Origin of the sequence: Pseudomonas sp. NPDC086112 (assembly GCF_044746425.1) — a bacterium.
Lineage (GTDB): Bacteria > Pseudomonadota > Gammaproteobacteria > Pseudomonadales > Pseudomonadaceae > Aquipseudomonas.
The window spans coordinates 1-20,052 of record NZ_JBIVCD010000056.1 but is presented as its reverse complement, the minus strand read 5'-3'; the positions used below and the strand labels follow the sequence as shown (position 1 = coordinate 20,052).

General features: G+C 54.4%; 19 protein-coding genes and 1 pseudogene. 6 read left to right on the top strand and 14 right to left on the bottom strand.

Going from position 1 to position 20,052, the window contains the following annotated elements; translation table 11 throughout:
* From ACIPLA_RS26225 to ACIPLA_RS26205, 5 genes are all read left to right on the top strand, one after another.
* On the top strand, window positions 1-838 hold an 838-nt coding region (locus tag ACIPLA_RS26225), incomplete at its 5' end, for a LysR substrate-binding domain-containing protein (protein ID WP_401177175.1).
* Window positions 839-847: 9 nt separating this feature from the next.
* Window positions 848-2,923, top strand: coding sequence for an ATP-dependent DNA helicase RecG (gene recG, locus ACIPLA_RS26220; RefSeq protein WP_123499435.1), 2,076 nt, complete (start codon window positions 848-850; stop codon window positions 2,921-2,923).
* 78 nt (window positions 2,924-3,001) lie between these two features.
* On the top strand, window positions 3,002-4,402 hold the full coding sequence (locus ACIPLA_RS26215; protein ID WP_123499433.1) for an aminoacyl-tRNA deacylase and HDOD domain-containing protein: 1,401 nt from the start codon (window positions 3,002-3,004) through the stop codon (window positions 4,400-4,402).
* 195 nt (window positions 4,403-4,597) lie between these two features.
* Complete coding sequence (locus tag ACIPLA_RS26210) at window positions 4,598-4,849, top strand: hypothetical protein (RefSeq protein ID WP_218395472.1); 252 nt, start codon at window positions 4,598-4,600, stop codon at window positions 4,847-4,849.
* The gene (locus ACIPLA_RS26205; RefSeq protein WP_218395474.1) at window positions 4,846-5,610 is read left to right on the top strand and encodes a Fic family protein; all 765 of its coding nucleotides are present in this window, start codon (window positions 4,846-4,848) and stop codon (window positions 5,608-5,610) included. Before ACIPLA_RS26210 ends, ACIPLA_RS26205 begins: the two co-directional genes overlap by 4 nt.
* A 46-nt stretch (window positions 5,611-5,656) precedes the next feature.
* On the opposite strand, the gene ACIPLA_RS26200 is transcribed toward ACIPLA_RS26205, so the two are convergent.
* Entirely contained in the window at window positions 5,657-6,040 is a 384-nt protein-coding gene (locus ACIPLA_RS26200) for a hypothetical protein (protein ID WP_008007623.1), read from the bottom strand.
* A gap of 501 nt (window positions 6,041-6,541) precedes the next feature.
* On the opposite strand from ACIPLA_RS26200, the gene ACIPLA_RS26195 reads away from it, so the two are divergent.
* Window positions 6,542-6,922 carry a DUF6124 family protein gene (locus ACIPLA_RS26195; RefSeq protein WP_401177169.1) on the top strand — a complete coding sequence of 127 codons (381 nt, stop codon included), beginning with the start codon at window positions 6,542-6,544 and terminating at the stop codon, window positions 6,920-6,922.
* Between the two features lie 68 nt (window positions 6,923-6,990).
* Here the strand turns inward: ACIPLA_RS26195 and ACIPLA_RS26190 are convergent, their stop codons facing one another.
* From ACIPLA_RS26190 to ACIPLA_RS26130, 13 genes and pseudogenes are all read right to left on the bottom strand, one after another.
* Window positions 6,991-7,395: a hypothetical protein gene (locus ACIPLA_RS26190; RefSeq protein WP_401177166.1), complete on the bottom strand. Its 405-nt coding sequence runs from the start codon at window positions 7,393-7,395 to the stop codon at window positions 6,991-6,993.
* Window positions 7,396-7,476: 81 nt separating this feature from the next.
* The gene (locus ACIPLA_RS26185; RefSeq protein WP_401177163.1) at window positions 7,477-8,472 is read right to left on the bottom strand and encodes a hypothetical protein; all 996 of its coding nucleotides are present in this window, start codon (window positions 8,470-8,472) and stop codon (window positions 7,477-7,479) included.
* A 55-nt stretch (window positions 8,473-8,527) separates the two neighbouring features.
* Window positions 8,528-9,076 (bottom strand): hypothetical protein, encoded by a 549-nt coding sequence (locus ACIPLA_RS26180; RefSeq protein ID WP_401177160.1) that lies wholly within the window; start codon window positions 9,074-9,076, stop codon window positions 8,528-8,530.
* A gap of 19 nt (window positions 9,077-9,095) precedes the next feature.
* Window positions 9,096-9,473 (bottom strand): hypothetical protein, encoded by a 378-nt coding sequence (locus tag ACIPLA_RS26175; protein ID WP_401177157.1) that lies wholly within the window; start codon window positions 9,471-9,473, stop codon window positions 9,096-9,098.
* A gap of 10 nt (window positions 9,474-9,483) precedes the next feature.
* Window positions 9,484-9,984 carry a hypothetical protein gene (locus tag ACIPLA_RS26170; RefSeq protein ID WP_401177154.1) on the bottom strand — a complete coding sequence of 167 codons (501 nt, stop codon included), beginning with the start codon at window positions 9,982-9,984 and terminating at the stop codon, window positions 9,484-9,486.
* A 34-nt stretch (window positions 9,985-10,018) separates the two neighbouring features.
* Window positions 10,019-10,543: a hypothetical protein gene (locus tag ACIPLA_RS26165; protein WP_401177151.1), complete on the bottom strand. Its 525-nt coding sequence runs from the start codon at window positions 10,541-10,543 to the stop codon at window positions 10,019-10,021.
* A 21-nt stretch (window positions 10,544-10,564) separates the two neighbouring features.
* The gene (locus ACIPLA_RS26160) at window positions 10,565-11,026 is read right to left on the bottom strand and encodes an XAC2610-related protein (protein ID WP_401177148.1); all 462 of its coding nucleotides are present in this window, start codon (window positions 11,024-11,026) and stop codon (window positions 10,565-10,567) included.
* A 455-nt stretch (window positions 11,027-11,481) separates the two neighbouring features.
* Window positions 11,482-12,228: a lysozyme inhibitor LprI family protein gene (locus tag ACIPLA_RS26155; RefSeq protein ID WP_401177145.1), complete on the bottom strand. Its 747-nt coding sequence runs from the start codon at window positions 12,226-12,228 to the stop codon at window positions 11,482-11,484.
* A 256-nt stretch (window positions 12,229-12,484) separates the two neighbouring features.
* Complete coding sequence (locus tag ACIPLA_RS26150) at window positions 12,485-13,396, bottom strand: tetratricopeptide repeat protein (protein WP_401177142.1); 912 nt, start codon at window positions 13,394-13,396, stop codon at window positions 12,485-12,487.
* The gene (locus tag ACIPLA_RS26145) at window positions 13,386-16,562 is read right to left on the bottom strand and encodes an EF-hand domain-containing protein (RefSeq protein ID WP_401177139.1); all 3,177 of its coding nucleotides are present in this window, start codon (window positions 16,560-16,562) and stop codon (window positions 13,386-13,388) included. The genes ACIPLA_RS26150 and ACIPLA_RS26145 overlap by 11 nt, the downstream gene beginning before the upstream one ends.
* An 18-nt stretch (window positions 16,563-16,580) precedes the next feature.
* Window positions 16,581-17,600, bottom strand: coding sequence for a tetratricopeptide repeat protein (locus ACIPLA_RS26140; protein ID WP_192345064.1), 1,020 nt, complete (start codon window positions 17,598-17,600; stop codon window positions 16,581-16,583).
* A 5-nt stretch (window positions 17,601-17,605) separates the two neighbouring features.
* On the bottom strand, window positions 17,606-19,642 hold the full coding sequence (locus ACIPLA_RS26135) for a type VI secretion system tip protein VgrG (protein ID WP_401177136.1): 2,037 nt from the start codon (window positions 19,640-19,642) through the stop codon (window positions 17,606-17,608).
* Between the two features lie 28 nt (window positions 19,643-19,670).
* Window positions 19,671-20,052, bottom strand: a pseudogene (locus tag ACIPLA_RS26130) (serine/threonine protein kinase); the annotation flags it as partial.

Here is a 20,052-nt window from a genome sequence, read left to right as displayed (position 1 = left end):
CCTGTCGGTGGGCGTGAAAAAGCTTGAAGACGAACTCGGTGTGCTGATTTTCGAGCGCAGCAAGAGCGCCGTGCGCCTGACTCCGGTCGGCGAAGGCATTGTCGCCCAGGCACAGAAAGTCCTGGAACAGGCCCAAGGCATCCGCGAACTGGCCCAGGCCGGCAAGAACCAGTTGACCGCGCCGCTGAAAGTCGGCGCGATCTACACCGTCGGCCCGTACCTGTTTCCGCACCTGATTCCACAACTGCACCGGGTCGCCCCGCAGATGCCGTTGTACATCGAAGAAAACTTCACCCACGTGCTGCGCGACAAACTGCGCAACGGCGAGCTCGACGCGATCATCATCGCCCTGCCGTTCAACGAAGCCGACGTGCTGACCTTGCAGCTCTACGACGAGCCGTTCTACGTCCTGATGCCAGCCCAGCACCCGTGGACCCAAAAAGAATCCATCGACGCCGCTCTGCTCAACGACAAGAGCCTGCTGCTGCTCGGCGAAGGCCACTGCTTCCGCGATCAAGTGCTGGAAGCCTGCCCGACCCTGGCCAAAGGCAACGACGGCGCCAAACACACCACGGTGGAATCCAGCTCGCTGGAAACCATTCGCCACATGGTCGCCTCCGGCCTGGGCATTTCGATCCTGCCGCTGTCGGCGGTGGACAGCCACCACTACGCTCCCGGCGTGATTGAAGTGCGTCCACTGAGCGCGCCGGTGCCGTTTCGCACCGTGGCCATCGCCTGGCGCGCGAGCTTCCCGCGGCCGAAGGCGATTGAAATCCTCGCCGACTCCATCCGCCTGTGCTCGGTGGCCAAGCCGCCAGCGCCGGTGGTGGCCGGTTAAGTCGCTGCCATGACCGAGTTGTCGCAAGTGTCGGTGACGGCACTCAAGGGTGTCGGCGAAGCCATGGCCGAGAAACTGGCCAAGGTCGGCCTGGAGAATCTCCAGGACGTGCTGTTCCACCTGCCGCTGCGTTATCAGGACCGCACCCGTGTGGTCCCGATCGGCCATTTGCGACCGGGTCAGGACGCCGTGATCGAAGGCACCGTCAGCGGCGCCGACGTGGTCATGGGCCGACGCCGCAGCCTGGTTGTCCGGCTGCAGGACGGCACCGGCGGGCTCAGCCTGCGCTTCTACCATTTCAGCAACGCACAGAAAGAAGGCCTCAAACGCGGCACGCGCATTCGCTGCTACGGCGAAGCGCGGCCCGGCGCCTCGGGGCTGGAGATCTACCACCCGGAATACCGCGCCATCACCGGCGACGAGCCGCCGCCGGTGGATGAAACCCTGACCCCGGTTTACCCGCTCACCGAAGGCCTGACTCAACAGCGCTTGCGCCAGTTGTGCATGCAAACCCTGACCCTGCTCGGCCCCAGCAGCCTGCCCGACTGGCTGCCGACCGAACTGGCCCGGGACTATCAACTGGCCCCGCTGGCCGATGCGATCCGCTACCTGCATCACCCGCCCGCCGATGCCGATGTCGATGAACTCGCCCTCGGTCATCACTGGGCCCAACACCGTTTGGCCTTCGAAGAATTGCTGACCCATCAACTGTCCCAGCAGCGCCTGCGCGAGAGCATGCGTGCCCTGCGCGCGCCGTCGATGCCAAAAGCCACGAAGCTGCCGACTCAGTATTTGGCCAACCTCGGCTTCACACCGACCGGCGCCCAGCAACGGGTCGGCAACGAAATCGCTTACGACCTCAGTCAGCACGAGCCAATGTTGCGGCTGATTCAGGGCGACGTTGGCGCCGGCAAAACCGTGGTCGCTGCTCTCGCCGCACTGCAAGCGCTGGAGGCCGGTTATCAGGTCGCCTTAATGGCGCCCACAGAGATTCTCGCCGAGCAGCATTTCATCACCTTCAAGCGCTGGCTCGAACCGCTGGGCATCGAAGTCGCGTGGCTGGCCGGCAAGCTCAAGGGTAAAAATCGTGTCGCCGCGCTGGAGCAAATCGCCAGCGGTACGCCAATGGTGGTCGGCACCCACGCGTTGTTTCAGGAAGAGGTGCAGTTCAAGAACCTGGCGCTGGCGATCATCGACGAACAACATCGCTTCGGCGTGCAGCAGCGCCTGGCATTGCGACAGAAAGGCGTCGGCGGACGGATGTGTCCGCACCAGCTGATCATGACCGCCACGCCGATCCCCCGGACGCTGGCCATGAGCGCCTACGCCGACCTCGACACCTCGATCCTCGACGAACTGCCGCCCGGCCGTACGCCCGTAAACACCGTGCTGGTCACCGACACCCGTCGCGTCGAAGTGATCGAACGGGTGCGCGGCGCCTGTGCCGAAGGGCGTCAGGCCTATTGGGTGTGCACGCTGATCGAAGAGTCGGAAGAGCTGACCTGCCAGGCCGCCGAAACCACGTATGAAGACCTCACCGCCGCCCTCGGCGAGTTGAAAGTCGGTTTGATCCACGGTCGCATGAAGCCCGCCGAGAAAGCCGCAGTGATGGCCGAGTTCAAGGCCGGCAACCTGCAACTGCTGGTCGCCACTACCGTGATCGAAGTCGGCGTCGACGTGCCCAACGCCAGCCTGATGATCATCGAAAACCCCGAACGACTCGGCCTCGCGCAGCTGCACCAACTGCGTGGCCGTGTCGGTCGAGGCAGCGCCGTCAGCCATTGCGTGCTGCTTTACCATCCGCCGCTGTCGCAGATCGGCCGTCAGCGCCTGGGCATCATGCGCGAAACCAACGACGGTTTTGTCATCGCCGAAAAAGACCTCGAACTGCGTGGCCCCGGCGAAATGCTCGGCACGCGCCAGACCGGTCTGCTGCAATTCAAGGTCGCCGACCTGATGCGCGACGCCGACTTGCTGCCCGCCGTGCGCGACGCCGCTCAGGCTTTGCTCGAACGCTGGCCGGATCACGTCAGCCCGCTACTCGACCGCTGGCTACGCCATGGGCAGCAATACGGCCAAGTGTGAGCACTGTCGCAGTTTCCGGACCCTGGCGTTAAACAAGCTGGTTATACTCCTGCAATTGTTTGCAAACGGATACAGACTATGACCGACGTTGCCCTCGCCCCTGAAACCCCGCACGCTCCGTCTGTTATTCGGCTGCTGCTCGGCAAACTGGGCATCGCCTACGAAGAAGTCTTCGACCATCACGGCCTGAACGCCGCGCGTAAAGTGCAGGCAGTCTTGCTCGACGATGCGGTCGGCGCGCTCATGGTGCTGTTCCCCCAGAGCCAATTGCTGGACCTCAACCGCCTCGCCGAACTCACCGGCCGCCGGTTGACTGCTGTATCCACCGAGCGCCTGGTAAAAATGCTCGGCAAACACAGCCTGAGCCTGCTGCCCGGCCTGCCGGCGCTCACCAGTTCGCCGTGCCTGTATGAAGAAAGCCTGCTGCGCGAACCGACGTTGCTGATCAACTCGGGCGAGCCGGGCGTGCTGCTGGAAATCTCCAGCGACGATTTCAAAGCCATGCTCACCAAGGCCAGCGCCGGCAATTTCGGCGAAGCCGTGAACCGCATCCGTCCAAACCTCGATCGCCCCGACGATGACCGCGAGGAAATCACCCAGGCCGTGCAAGCGTTCACCGCACGGCGCATCCAGCAGCGCCTGGAAGAAACCATCGAGATTCCGCCGCTGGCCGAAACCGCGCAGAAAATCATCAAACTGCGGGTCGACCCCAATGCCACCATCGACGACATCACCGGCGTGGTCGAAACCGACCCGGCCCTGGCCGCACAAGTCGTCAGTTGGGCAGCGTCGCCGTACTACGCCTCGCCGGGCAAGATTCGTTCAGTGGAAGACGCCATCGTGCGGGTATTGGGTTTCGACCTGGTGATCAACCTGGCGCTGGGCCTGGCCCTGGGCAAAACCCTGAGCCTGCCCAAAGACCACCCGCAACACACCACGCCGTACTGGCAGCAATCGATCTACACCGCCGCCGTCATCGAAGGCCTGACCCGCGCCATGCCCCGCGCCCAGCGCCCGGAAGCCGGCCTGACCTACCTCGCCGGCCTGCTGCACAACTTCGGCTACTTGCTACTGGCCCACGTGTTCCCGCCGCACTTCTCGCTGATCTGCCGCCACCTGGAAGTCAACCCGCACCTGTGCCACAGCTACGTGGAACAACACCTGCTGGGCATCAGCCGCGAACAGATCGGCTCATGGCTGATGCGCTTCTGGGACATGCCCGACGAACTGGCCACCGCCCTGCGCTTCCAGCACGACCCAAGCTACGACGGCGACTACGCCGAATACCCGAACCTCGTCTGCCTGGCCGTACGCCTGCTGCGCAGCCGCGGCATCGGCTCCGGCCCGGATGAAGACATTCCGGATGCGTTGCTGGAGCGTGTTGGCTTGACTCGCGACAAAGCCAACGACGTGGTCAGCAAAGTTCTGGAAGCAGAAGTGCTGCTGCGCGAACTGGCTTCGCAATTCAGCCAAGCCTAAAAGCATCGCGGGCAAGCCACGCTCCCACAGATCACCAAAGCCCTGTAGGAGCGAGGCTTGCCCGCGAAGAATCCAACTCGGTCCACCTGAATCACCACCCACTGTGGCGAGGGAGCTTGCTCCCGCTCAACTGAGCCAGCAACGACAGGAAGCAAGCGCCCTGCTATGATTTGACGGCAAATAGAGGGCTTTCCTATGACCCAAACAGCCAGTGTTGCAAGCCAAGTCCGTAAGCTTGCTAAAGAAAACAAGGTCACTGCTGGACGTGACGGCATGAGTCGTATGGCCGTGAGCATTACCCATTTGGCTGGCGATGTCGTCGAGTTGGATGGCATCGAACAGTTGCTCGTCAATCTCAAGAGAAAAGGCATTCTGAGCAAGTCTGAAATCCTGGTGCTCCAAGGGCGCTATCTTCAAGAAAGGCGTGCACAGAAACGTAGCGCATGACTTTTGATCCGTTCGGCGACTTCGAAACTTCTGGATATCTTCAAAACTCGCTGCAACTGAAAGATCCCACTGAAGTAAAAGAGTCAGAGCATCTTTCGTTCGAATTGAGTATCGAAGATGCGCTTGTCTATTTGGCTAAGAAAAAGCCAATCGATTACAAGACTGTACTCAAAGTTCACGAGATCCTGTTCTCCGGCTTCTATCACTGGGCAGGAAAAGACCGGAACGAGCTTGTCCCTCACCTGGCAGTCTTCAAGGGTTCCCTCGACGATCCCCGCAGCACCGTCTTCGAGCGCCCAGACTCCATCAAAATGTCTATCGACTATGCGCTTAAGCTAGCAGCTGACAAGAAACGCTTCAGAGACCATCCCGGCGGGGTGATGGGCCAGCTGGCTTTCGCACACCCCTTCCTGGACGGCAATGGGCGCACGATTCTATTAGTCTTCATGGAACTCTGTTATCGAGCCGAGTTCGCCATCGACTGGTCAAGGACAAACAAAGACGACTACCTGCGGGCACTCAGCGACGAGATCCGAGAGCCTCGCGAGAGGCATCTCGATAACTACCTCACCCCGTTTGTAGTCGATATATCCAGTCGTGACGAGTGGCCAGAGACCATCGGTGGTATCAGAGGCCTGGATGGCCTGGACAAGGAAGACATCACATATGAGAACCTGGACAACCCGCAAGTCCAGCAAATCTACAAGACATACCGGGCCCAGCCACTCGACGCCCGCGGGCCTACTGAGTCGGATGGCTGAAGAGGCTGGCTAGCTCTCGAAAATCCCGGCGAGCTACCTGAAAGACCTATGCCTTCGGCTTGGCCTTCTTCGGCTTCAAATACTTGGTCAACCCCTGAAACCAGATCACCAACGCCGGGTTGCCCTTGATCTGAATCGACTTGTCCTGAATCCCCGTCATAAACGCCAACTGCTTGTTCTTCGCCTGCATCGTGGCAAAGCCATACGCCGCGTCTTTAAAAGCAATCGCAAACGCCGGCTCGGCATACACACCCGACTTACTCGTAATACGCTGATCCTTCACAAAGAAATGCCGCGCCACCTTCCCGTCCAGGGTCTGTAGCTGAAACACCAATGCCTTGTCACCCAACTGCTGCTGAAACGCAGGATTAGTCCGACTGGCCTTACCCATCAACAAACCCAGCATCCACAGAAGAAAACGAAATTTCATGCGCACAGCCTCAAGAGAAAAGTGAACGGCCGGCGCAGTGTAGCGGCTTCAAGCCAGAACGCCACCGTCGGGTTGCGTTAGAAGAAGATGCCGCACTTTTTGACGCTGATGACTACCAAGTCATTGACGAAACCAGCTGTTTAAAAGCGAAGGTATTTTGATCTTTCTACGCTCGACTCTATCGGACATTTCCTTCAACACGCGGTGCTGTTCGTGAACTAGGCAGCCCTCGGCTTCATCGATAGTCTTTGTTCGTTACCGCAAAAACGGTGACACGGACGTGCAAGTCCGGTACATATCGCCGCACAATCGCCAAATCGAACATCGAGCGCTTTCATGCTCGCTGTAAATGCTTTATGGCGGCTGTGCGCGGGAGGTCCCTTTGGGGTCTGCCGGGGTCCGATATGCCCGGTCTTGCACACCTGCGCACGGCTGCCACCCTTATTCGAATGCAAGCGAAGAGGAGACAGCCACATCCAAAACACATATCGGGATATACCAATGATCAAGCCAACACCGAATCCGCCAGAAAACCCAGCCACATCCCCCTACGAATCCTTCGATTCCAGAAAACTCCACGAAGCCGCCGAACGCGCCCTCGACCACCATTTCGCCCCACCACCCAACGAAAAACCCAAACGCAAAGGCAAGCTCTTCACCGTCTCCCCCGACATCGACACCGAAGCCCTCCTGGCCAACGCCTCGGAAGACCTGCTGTCCATCAGCGCCATCGCCGCCAACCTGGCCGACGACGTGGACGGTACACGGCGCTCCTTAGCCTTGGCGCTCAGCAGATTGGCGGATGGGGTCCGGTTGTTGGTGGAGCGAGCGCTGGATCACATTGATTCGCCGAATCCGGCGGAGTATCGGGCGAAGGTGTAAACCTTATTCAGGACGGGACAACAGAAAGAAAAAGGGGACGTAGAGTCCCCTTTCTCAATGATCTCGACTCACCACTGACAGCCTGTCTCTGGTGACGCCTCCATGCTGATATCTTGATCGAACGAATACTTCTTACCAGATTTGTAATTCGTGTAGAACATCGAGTTTACCCGAGCCCCCTGAGTCGCCCTTTCATACTCCCCCGTCACCACACCGTCAGAAACCTCCACCCAAGTCGTCGTGAACTGATAAGGCCCGCCCTCCGTCATGACTTCTTCCTCAGTGTTCCGATAGACGAGAGGAATGGCCTTCTTCGACTTGCTATACCTAACCCCCGCGCCGCTCCATTGGGTGACCGAGTCGTAATAGGTTCTGAATTCGAAATTGATGTTTTTGCCTTCCAGCGAACGGAAACAAGAAACCTGTGTTGTGATCTCACTGCGGGCCGTCAGCGGCAACACCAACAACAGCATTAAAAATAACCTCTTCATAAATCCCTCTGATCTCATTTTTTTGAAAACGATGACGTGCTCTCAGTAGCGCTTACCACATGCCTAAAGTGAAAAATCCGAGACCTCTGCAAGCCGCCAACATTGCCCACGAACAAACTGATACTCGAACACATAATCGGTATCCGGCTTCTGCAGGATCGCCGTGGCGTTGTTGCCCCGTTCTTCCTTGACGGTCAACGTAAGACCGTCGGCCTCTCGTTTCACGCGATCCGGGATGATTGGAAACTTGATCTGATCACCGCTGACGCTGCGCTTTTCCAGCTCAGGCTCGGGATCTCCCGCCACGGTAGTGACAAGTTGCAGCGGCTGTTGAACGAACGTTTTTTGCACGCCTGCGCGCTCGGAAAAGGCTGCAAGGAACGCTGAAAACTCGTTCGAGGGACAAGCAACATCGGCCGCGTTACCACCGATTTTGCGCGGCTCCTGGCTGATGTCATGTTCCAGTTTTGAATCCGCAATAATCTTTGCATCCAAGTCTGCCAGACGCTTTTTAATACTCGCCGCATCTTTGTAAGCACACTCAAGATCTGCCCCCCCTTCCAGGTCTCGCCCATCGCGGCAGTCCTGCAATTCGGGATCTGGCGGGTCACCGCGAAAAAATCGCAAAGACAACGGATCCCCGTCCTTAATCAGTGGTAACTCCAGCGTCGAATAGGAGTAGCCCACGAAACGGGCCGACTCCTTGTTCTTCGTGAGCACATACAGGGACTTCCCCGCTCGCTCAGGAAATTTACGCTCGAAGAAGAACACCGACACTATCTGTTCGCCAATGACCGGCGCCACATAAGTGAGTTCTGGTTTCGTAGCACTCATCGTCGCGTAGAAAATTTCACCATCGGGAACATACGCACCTGTCGTCTGACCTTTGAGCGTGTTCTTCAAGAAAAATACCGTGATTTTCTGCTCACCCACCGAGGCCACCACCGGAGGGTGCATCTGCTCGATGGTTTGCAGGTCTTTGGCTAACGCTGGTTGTGACGAAAAACCGATGATTGATACAACCACGCACACACAACTAAAAAACCTGGCCATTTTCATTTACTTCCCTGTTGATCCACGAACTGATCATTCTTCAAAGACTTGCGCCGCCGACTTAAGGCCGCTCATAGTCGATCCTTTTAACCGTAGGACTCTCCTGCTGAAGCTGTCTCTTCGTGACGCCATAAGCCTTGATCAGCCCGTCCCAGGAACCTTTCGAACCAAACGACCGATAGCTATTGCTGTAGCTGTAATGCTCTAACCGTCCGGCCGTCGAGTAGTAACCGCGCCATTCAGGGCAGGATCCGCACCCGCCATAACCGCCAATTGAAACCAGGCTGCCCTTGGTTCCTTTCACGCAATCCATCGCCACTACCACGTTACTCAACATCTTCGTCTTCGCACCGTCGGACGTGAGCTGTGAAACTTTGTCGATGTTGCGCCGAAGCACTTTGCCGCCGATGTTGATTGTCTGGTCGGAGCAGACCGGGATTACGTGGGTTTCAGTTTCTTGCACTGTCACGGATCGACAGGACGAAACCAACACCACTTCAACGCCGCCACACTGCATGACATCGCGTTGGGTGTAGGCATCCGAAGGAGCGGCGAAAGTTGGAAACGAGAGCAGCAGCGAAAGGCTGCCCGCGAGAAGACGCTGATTCATGGAAAATTCCTTTTCACCGTTAACTGGCCTGTTTTTTCGCGAGACACTTTGCATAGCCGTCGGCGAATTTGGCATCGAATGACAGTTCCACCGGTTCTTCCAGTTCAGCCGCGGCATTGAGCAACACTCGGGTATCCGGGATGTATTTGATCCAGCCGATGGTCCCGGTGCCGTCTGTGTCATAGAGCAACTTGGCCCGCACGGTTTCACCGTCGTCATCGTCAATCAGTAGGTTGACCTTGTCCTTGTCGACATAGCGAAACGGGAAGTTGCTGCTCCTGACCATCTCGGTGAGGTAGCCGTAGCAACTTCCTGCTTCGGCGGTTGCCGGGATGGCGTAGGCGAGGGGCAACAGTAAAAGAGCACTCAGCACAGCCTCAATGAAAAAGCGGTTCATCCAATCATCCTTAATCAAGCGGCGGCGATTCCGCGTCAGTCATCGTCAACAGCCGGAACTCATTGTTCACAAACTCGTAGTAACGATCCCGGTAACGACTTTCCAACCGATTGCCTTGCGCGTCCTCTTCGCCATCGAGCGCGAGGCCGGAAATGAAGATCAAGCGGCTATCGGGCTGGTAGGACATATCGAAAGTGCTGCCGTCGTATGCATTCGGCAGCTCGACGACAACGTCCCACGTACGCGCATCCAGCACTTCGCCGCAAATGGCACTGCCGCCACAACCGAGCCTGTGCAGGATGTAATGACCGGCGAAATTGACCTTGCCTTTCAGGGCCTGCGCTCGTACTTGATCCATCATCGGGTTGCTGTTTTCTTGTGGCACCAGTTCATGGTTGGCGCCGCTAAACACAGGCGTAACACTGTAATCCTTGAAGTCAGGGTCGGCGGCAAACGCCACGGACGTGGCAGTGGCCAAGAGGCCGCCGAGCAGAACTGAACATCCTTTCACGTAGTAACTCCGTAGATGAGTGTGGACCAAGGGCCTACTCGGACTGACCTTCATAGCGCCGCGTCTGCAGATTGAAACGCCACAAATGAGGCCGGGTCATGGCCTCTTCGCCCTTGTAGCGAATCTGGCCGCGCTTGTCCCTGATGTAGGAATAGATCTCGATGTCTTTGAAATCGCCGCCGTCCAGGGGAGGGCCATCCAGAACCTTGACCCCGGCGAAGTAATCACCACCCGCATGCTTCAAGTAACCACGGCACTGGATCAGGAAGGCGTATGTCATATCACCGGCTGAGCCGTGACTTGAATAGGAAAGGAAAATGAAGTCGTCCCTGCCATCACCATCGAGGTCACCGCGATACACAACCTTGCCCCGCTCCCAAAAAAATTTTCCCTCGTCGATGCGTGAATGTATGTCCCCAACGCTTTCGTCGTTCTCGATCCATTGCGAGAGAAAATTCTTGGTATCGCCATCCTCATTGCAGATTTCCGAAGCCATGGCCGCCGTTGGAAACCAGCTCACAAATACCGAAAGTAGTCCTTTCAAAACAAAACGTTTCACTGTGTTCTATCCTTGATGCATTCAGGTTCTACGTTTTGGAAATCTGGTTACGCATTGCTTCGGTACGTTCATTTCCCAGTAAGTACTGATCAGTGCTTTGCGCTTGTTCTCAACATGGAGATTGACGAAACCATCGCCGCAATCAGGCCGCAACTCTTCGAAGGTGCCGGTTTTGGCTTGGTAAACGAAAATCCTGTAGTAATCGTAAGTGCCCATGCCGTCATCGACCTGCGAGACCGCGAAGTCTTTTGCGCCGTCGAAATTGAAATCGTCGACCTGCACATGCAGCTCGTTTTCCGCTTGAAAATCGATCGTCCGGGATTCGCTACGGGCATCGTTTTTAACAGCGACCGTTAACGTGGAGCCGTCCAGAACTAGCGTCGCTTCAACATTATTGGTGGGACTGAACGTGGTTACCTCGGCAAATGCCGGAACCGCCCACAACAGACCGAGCAATGACCCGGCTAAATATTTAAATCGCATGCGCTCGCCTTACTCCCACTTACATCCTGTTCCCAGGAAGAATCAATGCTGGTGTTGTTCATGAAGTTGTACTGCTTGCCATTGGCCTTCGTTGTGTAGGACATCGAGACAGGTTCCGGTGACCTTCTCATCCACGACTTCTGACCACGTCGCGGTGCTCTGCCAAGGCATCAGAGGATCGATTTCTTCGTGCTGGGAATCCGTTAGCACGACGGAAATGGGCACGTTCGACTTCGCGTATTTGACGAAACCGCCCAACCACTTGCTGGCTTCGTCATAGAAGGTTCTGAATTCAAACTTTACAGGGCTGGATTGAGAGTGTTCGAAACAAAAAAAAATCACTGGTGACTCCGCTATGAACGGCGAATGGGAATACCGCCAACAGGGTTAAAAGCGATTTTTTCATACTTATCGAAATCCCATAAACCAACGACCTGCTTTGCAGAACTATCAACTCAACGCTTCTTGTCCGGAGCCGTCGCCAATTGGCGCGCCCGTTCTATTGTCGCGCGTATTAAACATGCATCAGGAAACTCCCCGAACATCGTTGTATACGACTTCACGTCCATCAGGCATTCCGCATCTCGAAATTTCATCCAGGATCTCTGAGTATCTCTCAGCCCTTTCTGAGCGTTTTCATCCAGGCGAGTCATGCGATCCCGGTACACAGAATTAAGCAGCGCATCTGCATCAGCAAGTACCACACTAAATACCCCATGAGGCGTGGATGGCCATTCCCCGTCCGCTAATGCCTGCTTTGTTTCATTGTTCCAATTGTAAAAGCCATTTTCTTCAATTCTCAGCAACGCAGATCGCCGATGATGATTTGTCGGATCAGTCGTGCTAACTTCCGAACGATAAACAATCTCTAGATAGATAGGATCGGTTGAGCGCTGAGGATCATTCAACAGCGTTTGGCGGACAATGGTCCGCTGTTTCTTGCTCTCGCTGATCTCTATCGAAAAACATGGATCCGGCCCAGGACGATCAGACGACTTAACCCTCTCCAGACATTCCTTACGGACTGCCATGGAGGGCGTATCTGAACCTCCACCTACGTCTACTACCCTGACAAGAAGGCGTATCTCGGGATCTTTGGAAAAATCGGCCTGTAGAACGGTCGCAACCATAGTTCCTTCTGCTTTCACAATCGAAGACAGCAAAAAAACCACTAAAATTAGGCTGAATCTAAAAATCATCATTCCTTGATACTCGCAGAAAAAATTGACAGCAAACTAACAATTTACTTGACCCCAGACTGCAAAAACAATCGGGACAGATCTATTTATCGAGTTCCGTTGCGGTTACCAAGCCCGATAAATAGGCGTGACCACCTTTCACAAAACACAAAAATAAATCCGTTCCCTTTTCGCTCCTTTTCACTCCAGCCCCTTTCGCTTTCAATTTTCGATCAAAGTCGGACTTATTTAATATCGCCAAAAATCCGTGGCTGTTCATTTATAGTCTACTTCGTTCGTTAACACGCTCAGGAATTTTTTTCTGCTTACCTGATGACACCATCAGATCGGCATACTTTTTATAGTTGGCAGATGCCTTCTGCTTATCCCCTTTCGACCAGTACGCATCGGCTATATTAAGGTAGGCAACTGTACGCTCAGGACTATTCGATATCACCTTTTCAAGCAACCAAATAGCATCTTCATTAAAGCCCGCCTGTTGCCAATAGTATGCGATATCATTGTACGATTGCTGATTGATCACTGAATACGCATACTCAGCAATGTACCTTTCCACGAATACCCGTTTAGGAAAGTCCTGGAAGCGCACTTTGTCCTTGTAAAGTCTCGCAGTAGCGTTTTTGAACTCAATTAGAGTCTCAGCCTTTATAGAGCTGGTGACTTTTGTAACCAGCTCCTTCTTACCCTTGCATTCCGACGTAGAACAAAGCTCTGATGGAACCGACCCATCAACCTCATAGCAATAAGGATATGGGGAATTATCCGCGCTTGGAATTTTTTGCAAGCTAACTAGCTTATCTGAGCCCGCATGCAGAGTCGTGCAATAAGGAACCAAACCAAAAATATCTCGGACCCCATCCTTATTTTTTCTTAAGTCGATAGTACTTACTATCTTACTGGTTTCAATTTTTTTCACAGACTCCTTATTGACACCAGAAACAAACCAGAACGTATTCTCCTGGGAAGTGCAATTGCACTCACAACTTAAAATATATTCCCCAGTACGTATATCCCACTTAGTTTTCGCCGTCTCGCCTACCCCACAATAATTTTCGGCAACCACAACTGTGCACACATTACTATCAGAATCACAAACCAAGTCTTGGGCAGCAACCAAAGAGGAAGCCGCAAAAACCAGCCCCCCCAGAAAATAAAAATTATTAAATTTCACACACGTCTCCTTCTATTATCAAACCGTAATTTGAATTACTTCTAGTTTTAGTTATACCATTCATTGTCGCAGTGTATGCTTGCCCTTGAATTATTCCCATTCGGCGACTAAAGGCGTCGGACCTCCAAGCAGTTAAGGCTTTTTCAGCACGCTTCTTACATACAAATACAAGAAGCTCTTTCTGACTTGTAATTTGGGCAGTTGGGAACTCCGTCTGAATTAATTCCTTAGCGCTATTTAGATTATTTTGCTGCACACACAAATCAAACAAAGCACAATACGTCCTCAACTGAACTTTCACCATTAAATGCGGGGCAAGCTCTCGCATGAATGTAAGGCACGATTTAATATTCTCATTGTAATGAGCCGCAAATTTCAACTGTATTTTCCGGAACTCCTCCACTTCACCAACTTTCCTAAAGGCGGACTTCCAGTTAGGATTGCTAGCAGCTACACCTGTAGCCCAATTCATCTGAGAAGGGATGCTCGCAGCATTTATCGCATTAAGCAAAGTCTGAAAGTTCATATTGGCGTCAAAACAGCTATCAAACTTGGCTTGATTCTCCGACCTCATCGCCAGCAATAATGGCCCAAGTGTACCTTGCCCGAAATTCCACTGAATTATGCCAAAAGACACGCCTTGACCATCAAAGTTACCAGCCACGGCCTCGTAATCCAGCGTGTTTGAGGTTGAGCCCTCATAGCCGGAAGAAACCAGAAGGGCAATTTCTTGCGCCTTTTCCAAAGGAATACATACAGATGATAGAAAATTGTCTACGAAGCTAATCGGATGAAAATGCCAAATCACATCCGAACTCATGACTGCCTTGCCGGCAAGTTCTTCCCAAAAAATGTAATTAGTTATTCTTTCTTTTTCGTGCTTCAACATTTTTGGAACTGCTTCCAGTATTTTGTCTAACTTACTCCATTTCGCAGAATCTGCTGTGAACTTCCACTCGGTTGGATGATGGGCAATTAGTTTCGCCCACTGACCTCTAGTGTCAGCATTCTTCAATGCGTCGGCGAGCTCTTCTGGATCAACGTCACCATCGTTATTTTTATCGATTTTTTTGAAAAGATCCTTGAAGAACTGCGGCATGTCTTCGGGATCGAGAAAGCCATCCGCCGTGGCGTTGGACTCCTCAACTACCTGAAAGCCCAACTTCGTCCAGTCATGCTGAGTGATAATTTCAGCGCCAGCCTTTCTGATCAGTCCAGAAATAGTTTGATCACCCTCAACAACACTGATGTCATACCAATCCTCGTTGCCCTCCTTGATAACAGGAGCCTTGTTGAAGTCAATCGCATGCTCATTCTTGATTGGATCGCTGGTGCCAGTAGCAGGCAATTTTTTCTTTAGCTTGGTTCCAATTGGTAAATACAGGTACTGCTTGCCAAGCTTCAAGCCAGCGAGGTTGTCGAGAAAGTTTTTGACATCAGCCTCGGCGGTGAACATCTCCACGTGAACCTGGAATTTACTGTCTGTCTGACCTTGCTCATTGACGAGGTTTTCAGTTTTACCCAAGTAACCAATCGGGTCGCCAGCCTTGATGCCGATGCTTGTTGATACAACATCAAATTCTGTAGGAGTTACCGTTTCCCACCGTACGTACTGACTTTCAGGATCGCTTTCGACAATGGCCCAGAAATTTGACGGTACGCTCCCCGTACCTGTCCATATGCTAGCGTCCAACGGTGTACATGGGGCCATACGCCGCAGTTTATTGTCGACAACCAGATTCAAAACGTCTTTGCTATCGAACTCGATGGTGCTATCGACCGTTATCTCTCGATTATTTTCAATGCGAGCACCTGCAGGTTGCCCATTCGTAGGGTTTGCTGGTGCACCGTACATAGCTAAACGTTGAGTCGTTTTAGCTTTTACCTTCCCTTGCCAATACTTTGGCCTGGCACGCTCAGGAATAGCGTCAGCTACCCAAATAGCCTTGTGGTTGGAGTTCTGATATGGAGCATCATTCTCCAAATAAGCAAACCAAACCTCTTGACCGACTTCGCGAACTTTACTTGCCCCGTGTTTTACACTACCAGAAAGGATTTTTCCTTTGGCATAGGTAACGCTCCCGACCGCTCTCCTATCCAGCACCTCAAGTTTAGTGTGTTTCGTTAACTTACCGGGATACGGGAAGTTACTCGATGCGGGAAAATCATCGTACGCTTTGAAATCGCTTACCGTCATGGTCACTACAGGATTGGGTTTTTCATCCTCGGCTAACGGGTAGCGCTTAAAGGGCAAAAGATGCATATACAAGCTGTAGAAATTCAGCTTGTTTTGCTTACCTTTGTTTGGCCCATCTTCCGGATTGGGTGCCGACTTGTACTCGTGACGCACCAGGCAGAAGGAGTTGGAATATTTCAGCTTTTTCTCGTTGTCACCGAAGGTCGACTCCAAATAATCCTCGTTAAGGCGATACGCAACGACTTCGCCATCGGCCATGCAGCGTATCGGCTCATTCAGTACGCATTGTGGGGCACTTGCATCGCTGATGTGGATGCCGCCATGCCAAAATTTGTTGCTCCCCAGCAGGTAATGGCCTGACTTTTCACCCTCAAGTGCTTTGTAGACTTCCTCAGCATCAGTGAACTGTTTTCCGTCAGCCTTTCTAAAAGGATATTGGAAGTTCATTAACGGCGATGTCGCTGGAGCGGGTGCAGGTGCAGGTGCAGGTGTCGGAGTTGGATTCCCCCCCGTCCTTGTCGACTCTTTAACTCTCAAAAACTTTGTTGGAACTGGCCAATACCAGGCTTTCCCAAAAGCACCGAATGGTGCAGTGGCTGGACCAGAACTTTGTGCCCCAAAGAACTTGCCAAACTCAGAGTCTAATGTGCTGTCATAAAACTCGACAATCCCCGTATGATTTAACGTCTTATTTTCATGATTGGACGTTGCGTTAATCCAGAGGACGATATCTCCACGCTTTACATTAGCAGGGCTAATCACATCATAGTATTGAAGGGCCTCCCCGCCATTGAGAGCCGCTGTATTCTGATAAGGTACTTCGTAGTCGGCACTTGTGAGCAGCAAATTAACCATATGAGAGCAGTCGACAATTTTTTTTCCATTCTCAACGTCAAAACCGTTCCCTCCCTCCTTATATATATAATTAGCGCTGGTATAGTTGCTCGAAAAATCAAGTGGCTCTGTCATTTCTGCTTCCTGCAATAATCAATAGCAATAGCTGGCTTTGAAAGTTCCGGCTGGCTGCTTATTCAAGCGGTCCAGATGTGCGATAGCCCCTTTACTGCCTTGTTTGGCAGCGAGTTGGTAGCAAGCAACCGCCCTGGACATATCCTTTGTAACCAATTCTCCCGTTTCAAAGGCACGCCCGAGTGCATTTGTCGCGAAGGCACTTCCCATACGGGCAGCGTGCGTCAGCGCTTCTTCAGCCTGTGCTGGATGCTGGCAAGGGCCGTCAGAGGAAATGTTGTTACCAACGCAATAAAATAACGAAAGACTCATTGCCCCCTCCGGCAAGGTGGTTGCTGCTGCCTTGAATAGCTGCTCAACCTTCTCGTTTTTTAACTGCGGCGCCATACCGGAAAGACTCAAACTTGCAGCATTCAAACTGGCTTGAGGATCGCCGGAAGCTGCAGCGCATAGATAGTTTTCCAGAGAGGCTTCAAACAACTCCCCCGTGAGTCGGTACTGCTCCAGCCCTCCCAAACCTCTAAAGGCTTCCGCACGTTGAAAGCAAAAGCTCTCTGCCTCGCTCATGTGAGGATTGCTCGCCACTACGAGATCTTTCTCACTAATCGACCAATCCTCAACTCCCTCCAAGACCCAACACGCCTGCCGAGAAAAATTGAAGATATTGATGTTGCTGTTACCCGCCCGCTTATCCACAACATTGAAGTGACTGTCGTCGATCGCTTCGACTTCGACACCTTCTGTCTTGTCTGTGGCTACGGGCGCCATTAGCGGAAACGCCAAATTGGAACTGTTGACTCCCGTCGTTTGCGGCTCAAAAACCCCATGTTCTCCCACCGGTTTCAAAACCAGCGACTTCACCGTCATCGCAGTCAACCGCTGCTGGGTTTCAGCATTCGCAGAGAACGCCGGAAGGAATTGGGCAAAATCCTCAGACGGGCACTCATCCGCATAAACGCTGCTATGAAACAGGCTCAGCAGCGACACACTGAAAACCGCTACAGCGAAGCCATTGCTCTTCTTCAACACACCATTCATGTCGATCACTCAGAAAACACAAAAAAAGCCTTCGGTTTAACCTTCTCAGGCGGAGCATTCCCCAGCGCCTGATCCATCAAACTCCCCGCCTTATCCTTATCCGCCGCCCCCGGCAGTACCGGCGGCTTAATCCCAATCCCAGTCCCACTCCCCGCCGAACCACCGGCATTAATCTTCACCACCGGCCCAACAACCGTCACCCCACCCGCATCCAGCTTGATAAAACTCCCCCCGGCCTTAACCGTGAGCTCCATCCCGGCTTCGATAACAATCTTGTCCCCAGCCTTCAGGTGAATCTCTTTCCCCGCACTGGTCAGCTGCGCAGTCCCCACCTTGATGTGCTGGTTCTGCCCAACCGTCAGATGATCATCCACCCGCACTTCACTCTTGCGATCAGCAATCGTGGTGCGATGCTCCTCAGCCTTCAGCTCGGTGTAGGTGTTCTTCACCACCGTGTCGTGGCGTTCATTCCCCACCCGAATCTTCTGGTCGTGCTCGATGTTTTCATCCCAATCCCGCTGGGCATGAATAAAGATCTGCTCGGCGCCCTTCTTGTCTTCAATCCGCAGTTCGTTGTACCCACCGCCCCCCGGTGAGCTGAGGGTTTTGAATACGGTGCGGGTTTTGTTCGCGGGCAGGTCGTAGGGGACGAGGTTTTCCTTGTGGTACAGGCAACCGGTCACCAATGGCTGGTCGGGGTCGCCTTCGAGGAAGGTGACTAGCACTTCCATGCCGATGCGCGGGATGGCGATGGCGCCGTAGCGGTCGCCGGCCCAACTCGAAGAGACGCGCATCCAGCAGCTGGTTTTGTCGTCGGCGAGGCCTTCGCGGTCCCAGTGGAATTGGACTTTGATACGGCCGTATTGGTCGCAGTGGATTTCTTCGCCTTTGGGGCCGGTGACCATGGCGGTCTGGCTGCCGAGGACACGGGGTTTCGGGTGTTGTAGCGCGGGGCGGTAGAAGACGTTCCACGGGGTGGCGAGGAAGCGGTTGCGGTAGCCCTGGTGGAAGTCGTCTTTGTTGTTGGTGGTGTCGCTGGTCACGGATTCTTCGAGCACTTGCGGCTGTTTGCCTTCGTGGACGATTTCGGTGAGTAGCCAGAGGTCGTTCCACTCGGTGCGCGGGTGGTCGGAGATTTCCAGGAAGTGGCCGCTGGCGAGGGTGGTCTGGTCGCCATGGCCTTCGGCTTGCTGGTAGTCGGCGCGGTGGCGTTCGAGGGCGCGTTGGCTGAGGAACTTGCCGCGGGCGCGGTCGAGGAAGCGGCCGGGGTAGTCGTAGTCTTCGAGGTCCGGTTCGGTGCTTTCGCCGTCGGGTTTATAGCCGGCTTCGAGTCGCAGGTTGGGCTTTTCGAAGTCGTAGTCGCGGCGGGTGACGCGGCCGGTGCGGGTTTCCAGGCGCAGTTTGAAGCCTTTGATCACTGGTTCGTCGGCGACCATGCCGCTGCCTTGGACATAAGCCGTTGGCTGGCCGAGTTTGGGGAACACGGTCTGGTCGTCGCCGAATACCAGCAGGTGGGCTTTTTCGCTGTGCTGGAAGTGGTAGTGAATGCCTTCTTCTTCGCACAGGCGCTGGACGAAGTGCAGGTCGGTTTCGTCGTATTGCACGCAGTAGTCGCGGTCCGGGCACGGGGTGTTCAGCTGGAAGCGGTAGGCGTTGCCTTTGATGCCGTGTTCTTCGAGGATCAGCGCGATGATTTTCGGCGCCGACATCTGCTGGTAGATGCGCTGGTTGGTGCGGTGATGCAGGTATTGCAGCTGCGGCACCAGGGAGACTTTGTAGCGGGTCAGGCGCTTGCCGGCATCGCCTTGGGCTACGCGGTAGATCTGGCCGTGGATGCCACTGCCTTTCGGGTCGAATGCGAGGAACGCCTGCTTGTGCAGGAGCTTTTCCAGGTCCAGATCCGGGTTTTCGCTGACCAGTTCCAGGTCGAAGCGATACGGCTGGCTGATGCCTTCGGTGCCGGTGAACGACAGCACTTGCAGGTCGCCGGCATAGTCTTCAACGGTCAGACTGAAGTGCGTTTCGTTAGCTGGGTTGAACATAAAGTGCTCCCTGTTCGAATGTCATCCGTTACGCCCGAAGTCGCAGACGTTGTAGCCAGGACGAAGTGGCGCCCAAGGCGTCACGCAATTGGGTGGCAGTGATGCTGCGTTCTGCCGCGTTGAAACTCAGCGCGGTGCGCAGCGCTGGCCAGCAGTGTTTCGGTAGGTTCCGCGGAGCCTGCAGCTCGCGCTCCAGGTGTTCGTCGCGGGCCTGGGTCGAGGGCAAGCGGCGGAACGGGTGTTTGCCGCCCGCCAGTTCATAGATCACGCAGGCCACGCCGTACACGTCCGCGCTGGCCGACAGCGGTTGGCCTTCGAGCAGTTCGGGGGCGGCGTAGCCGGGGGTCCAGGCGTTGAAGCGGCTGCGGCTCAGGTGTGGCAGGCCGGGCAAGATGCCCTCTTGCGCCTGG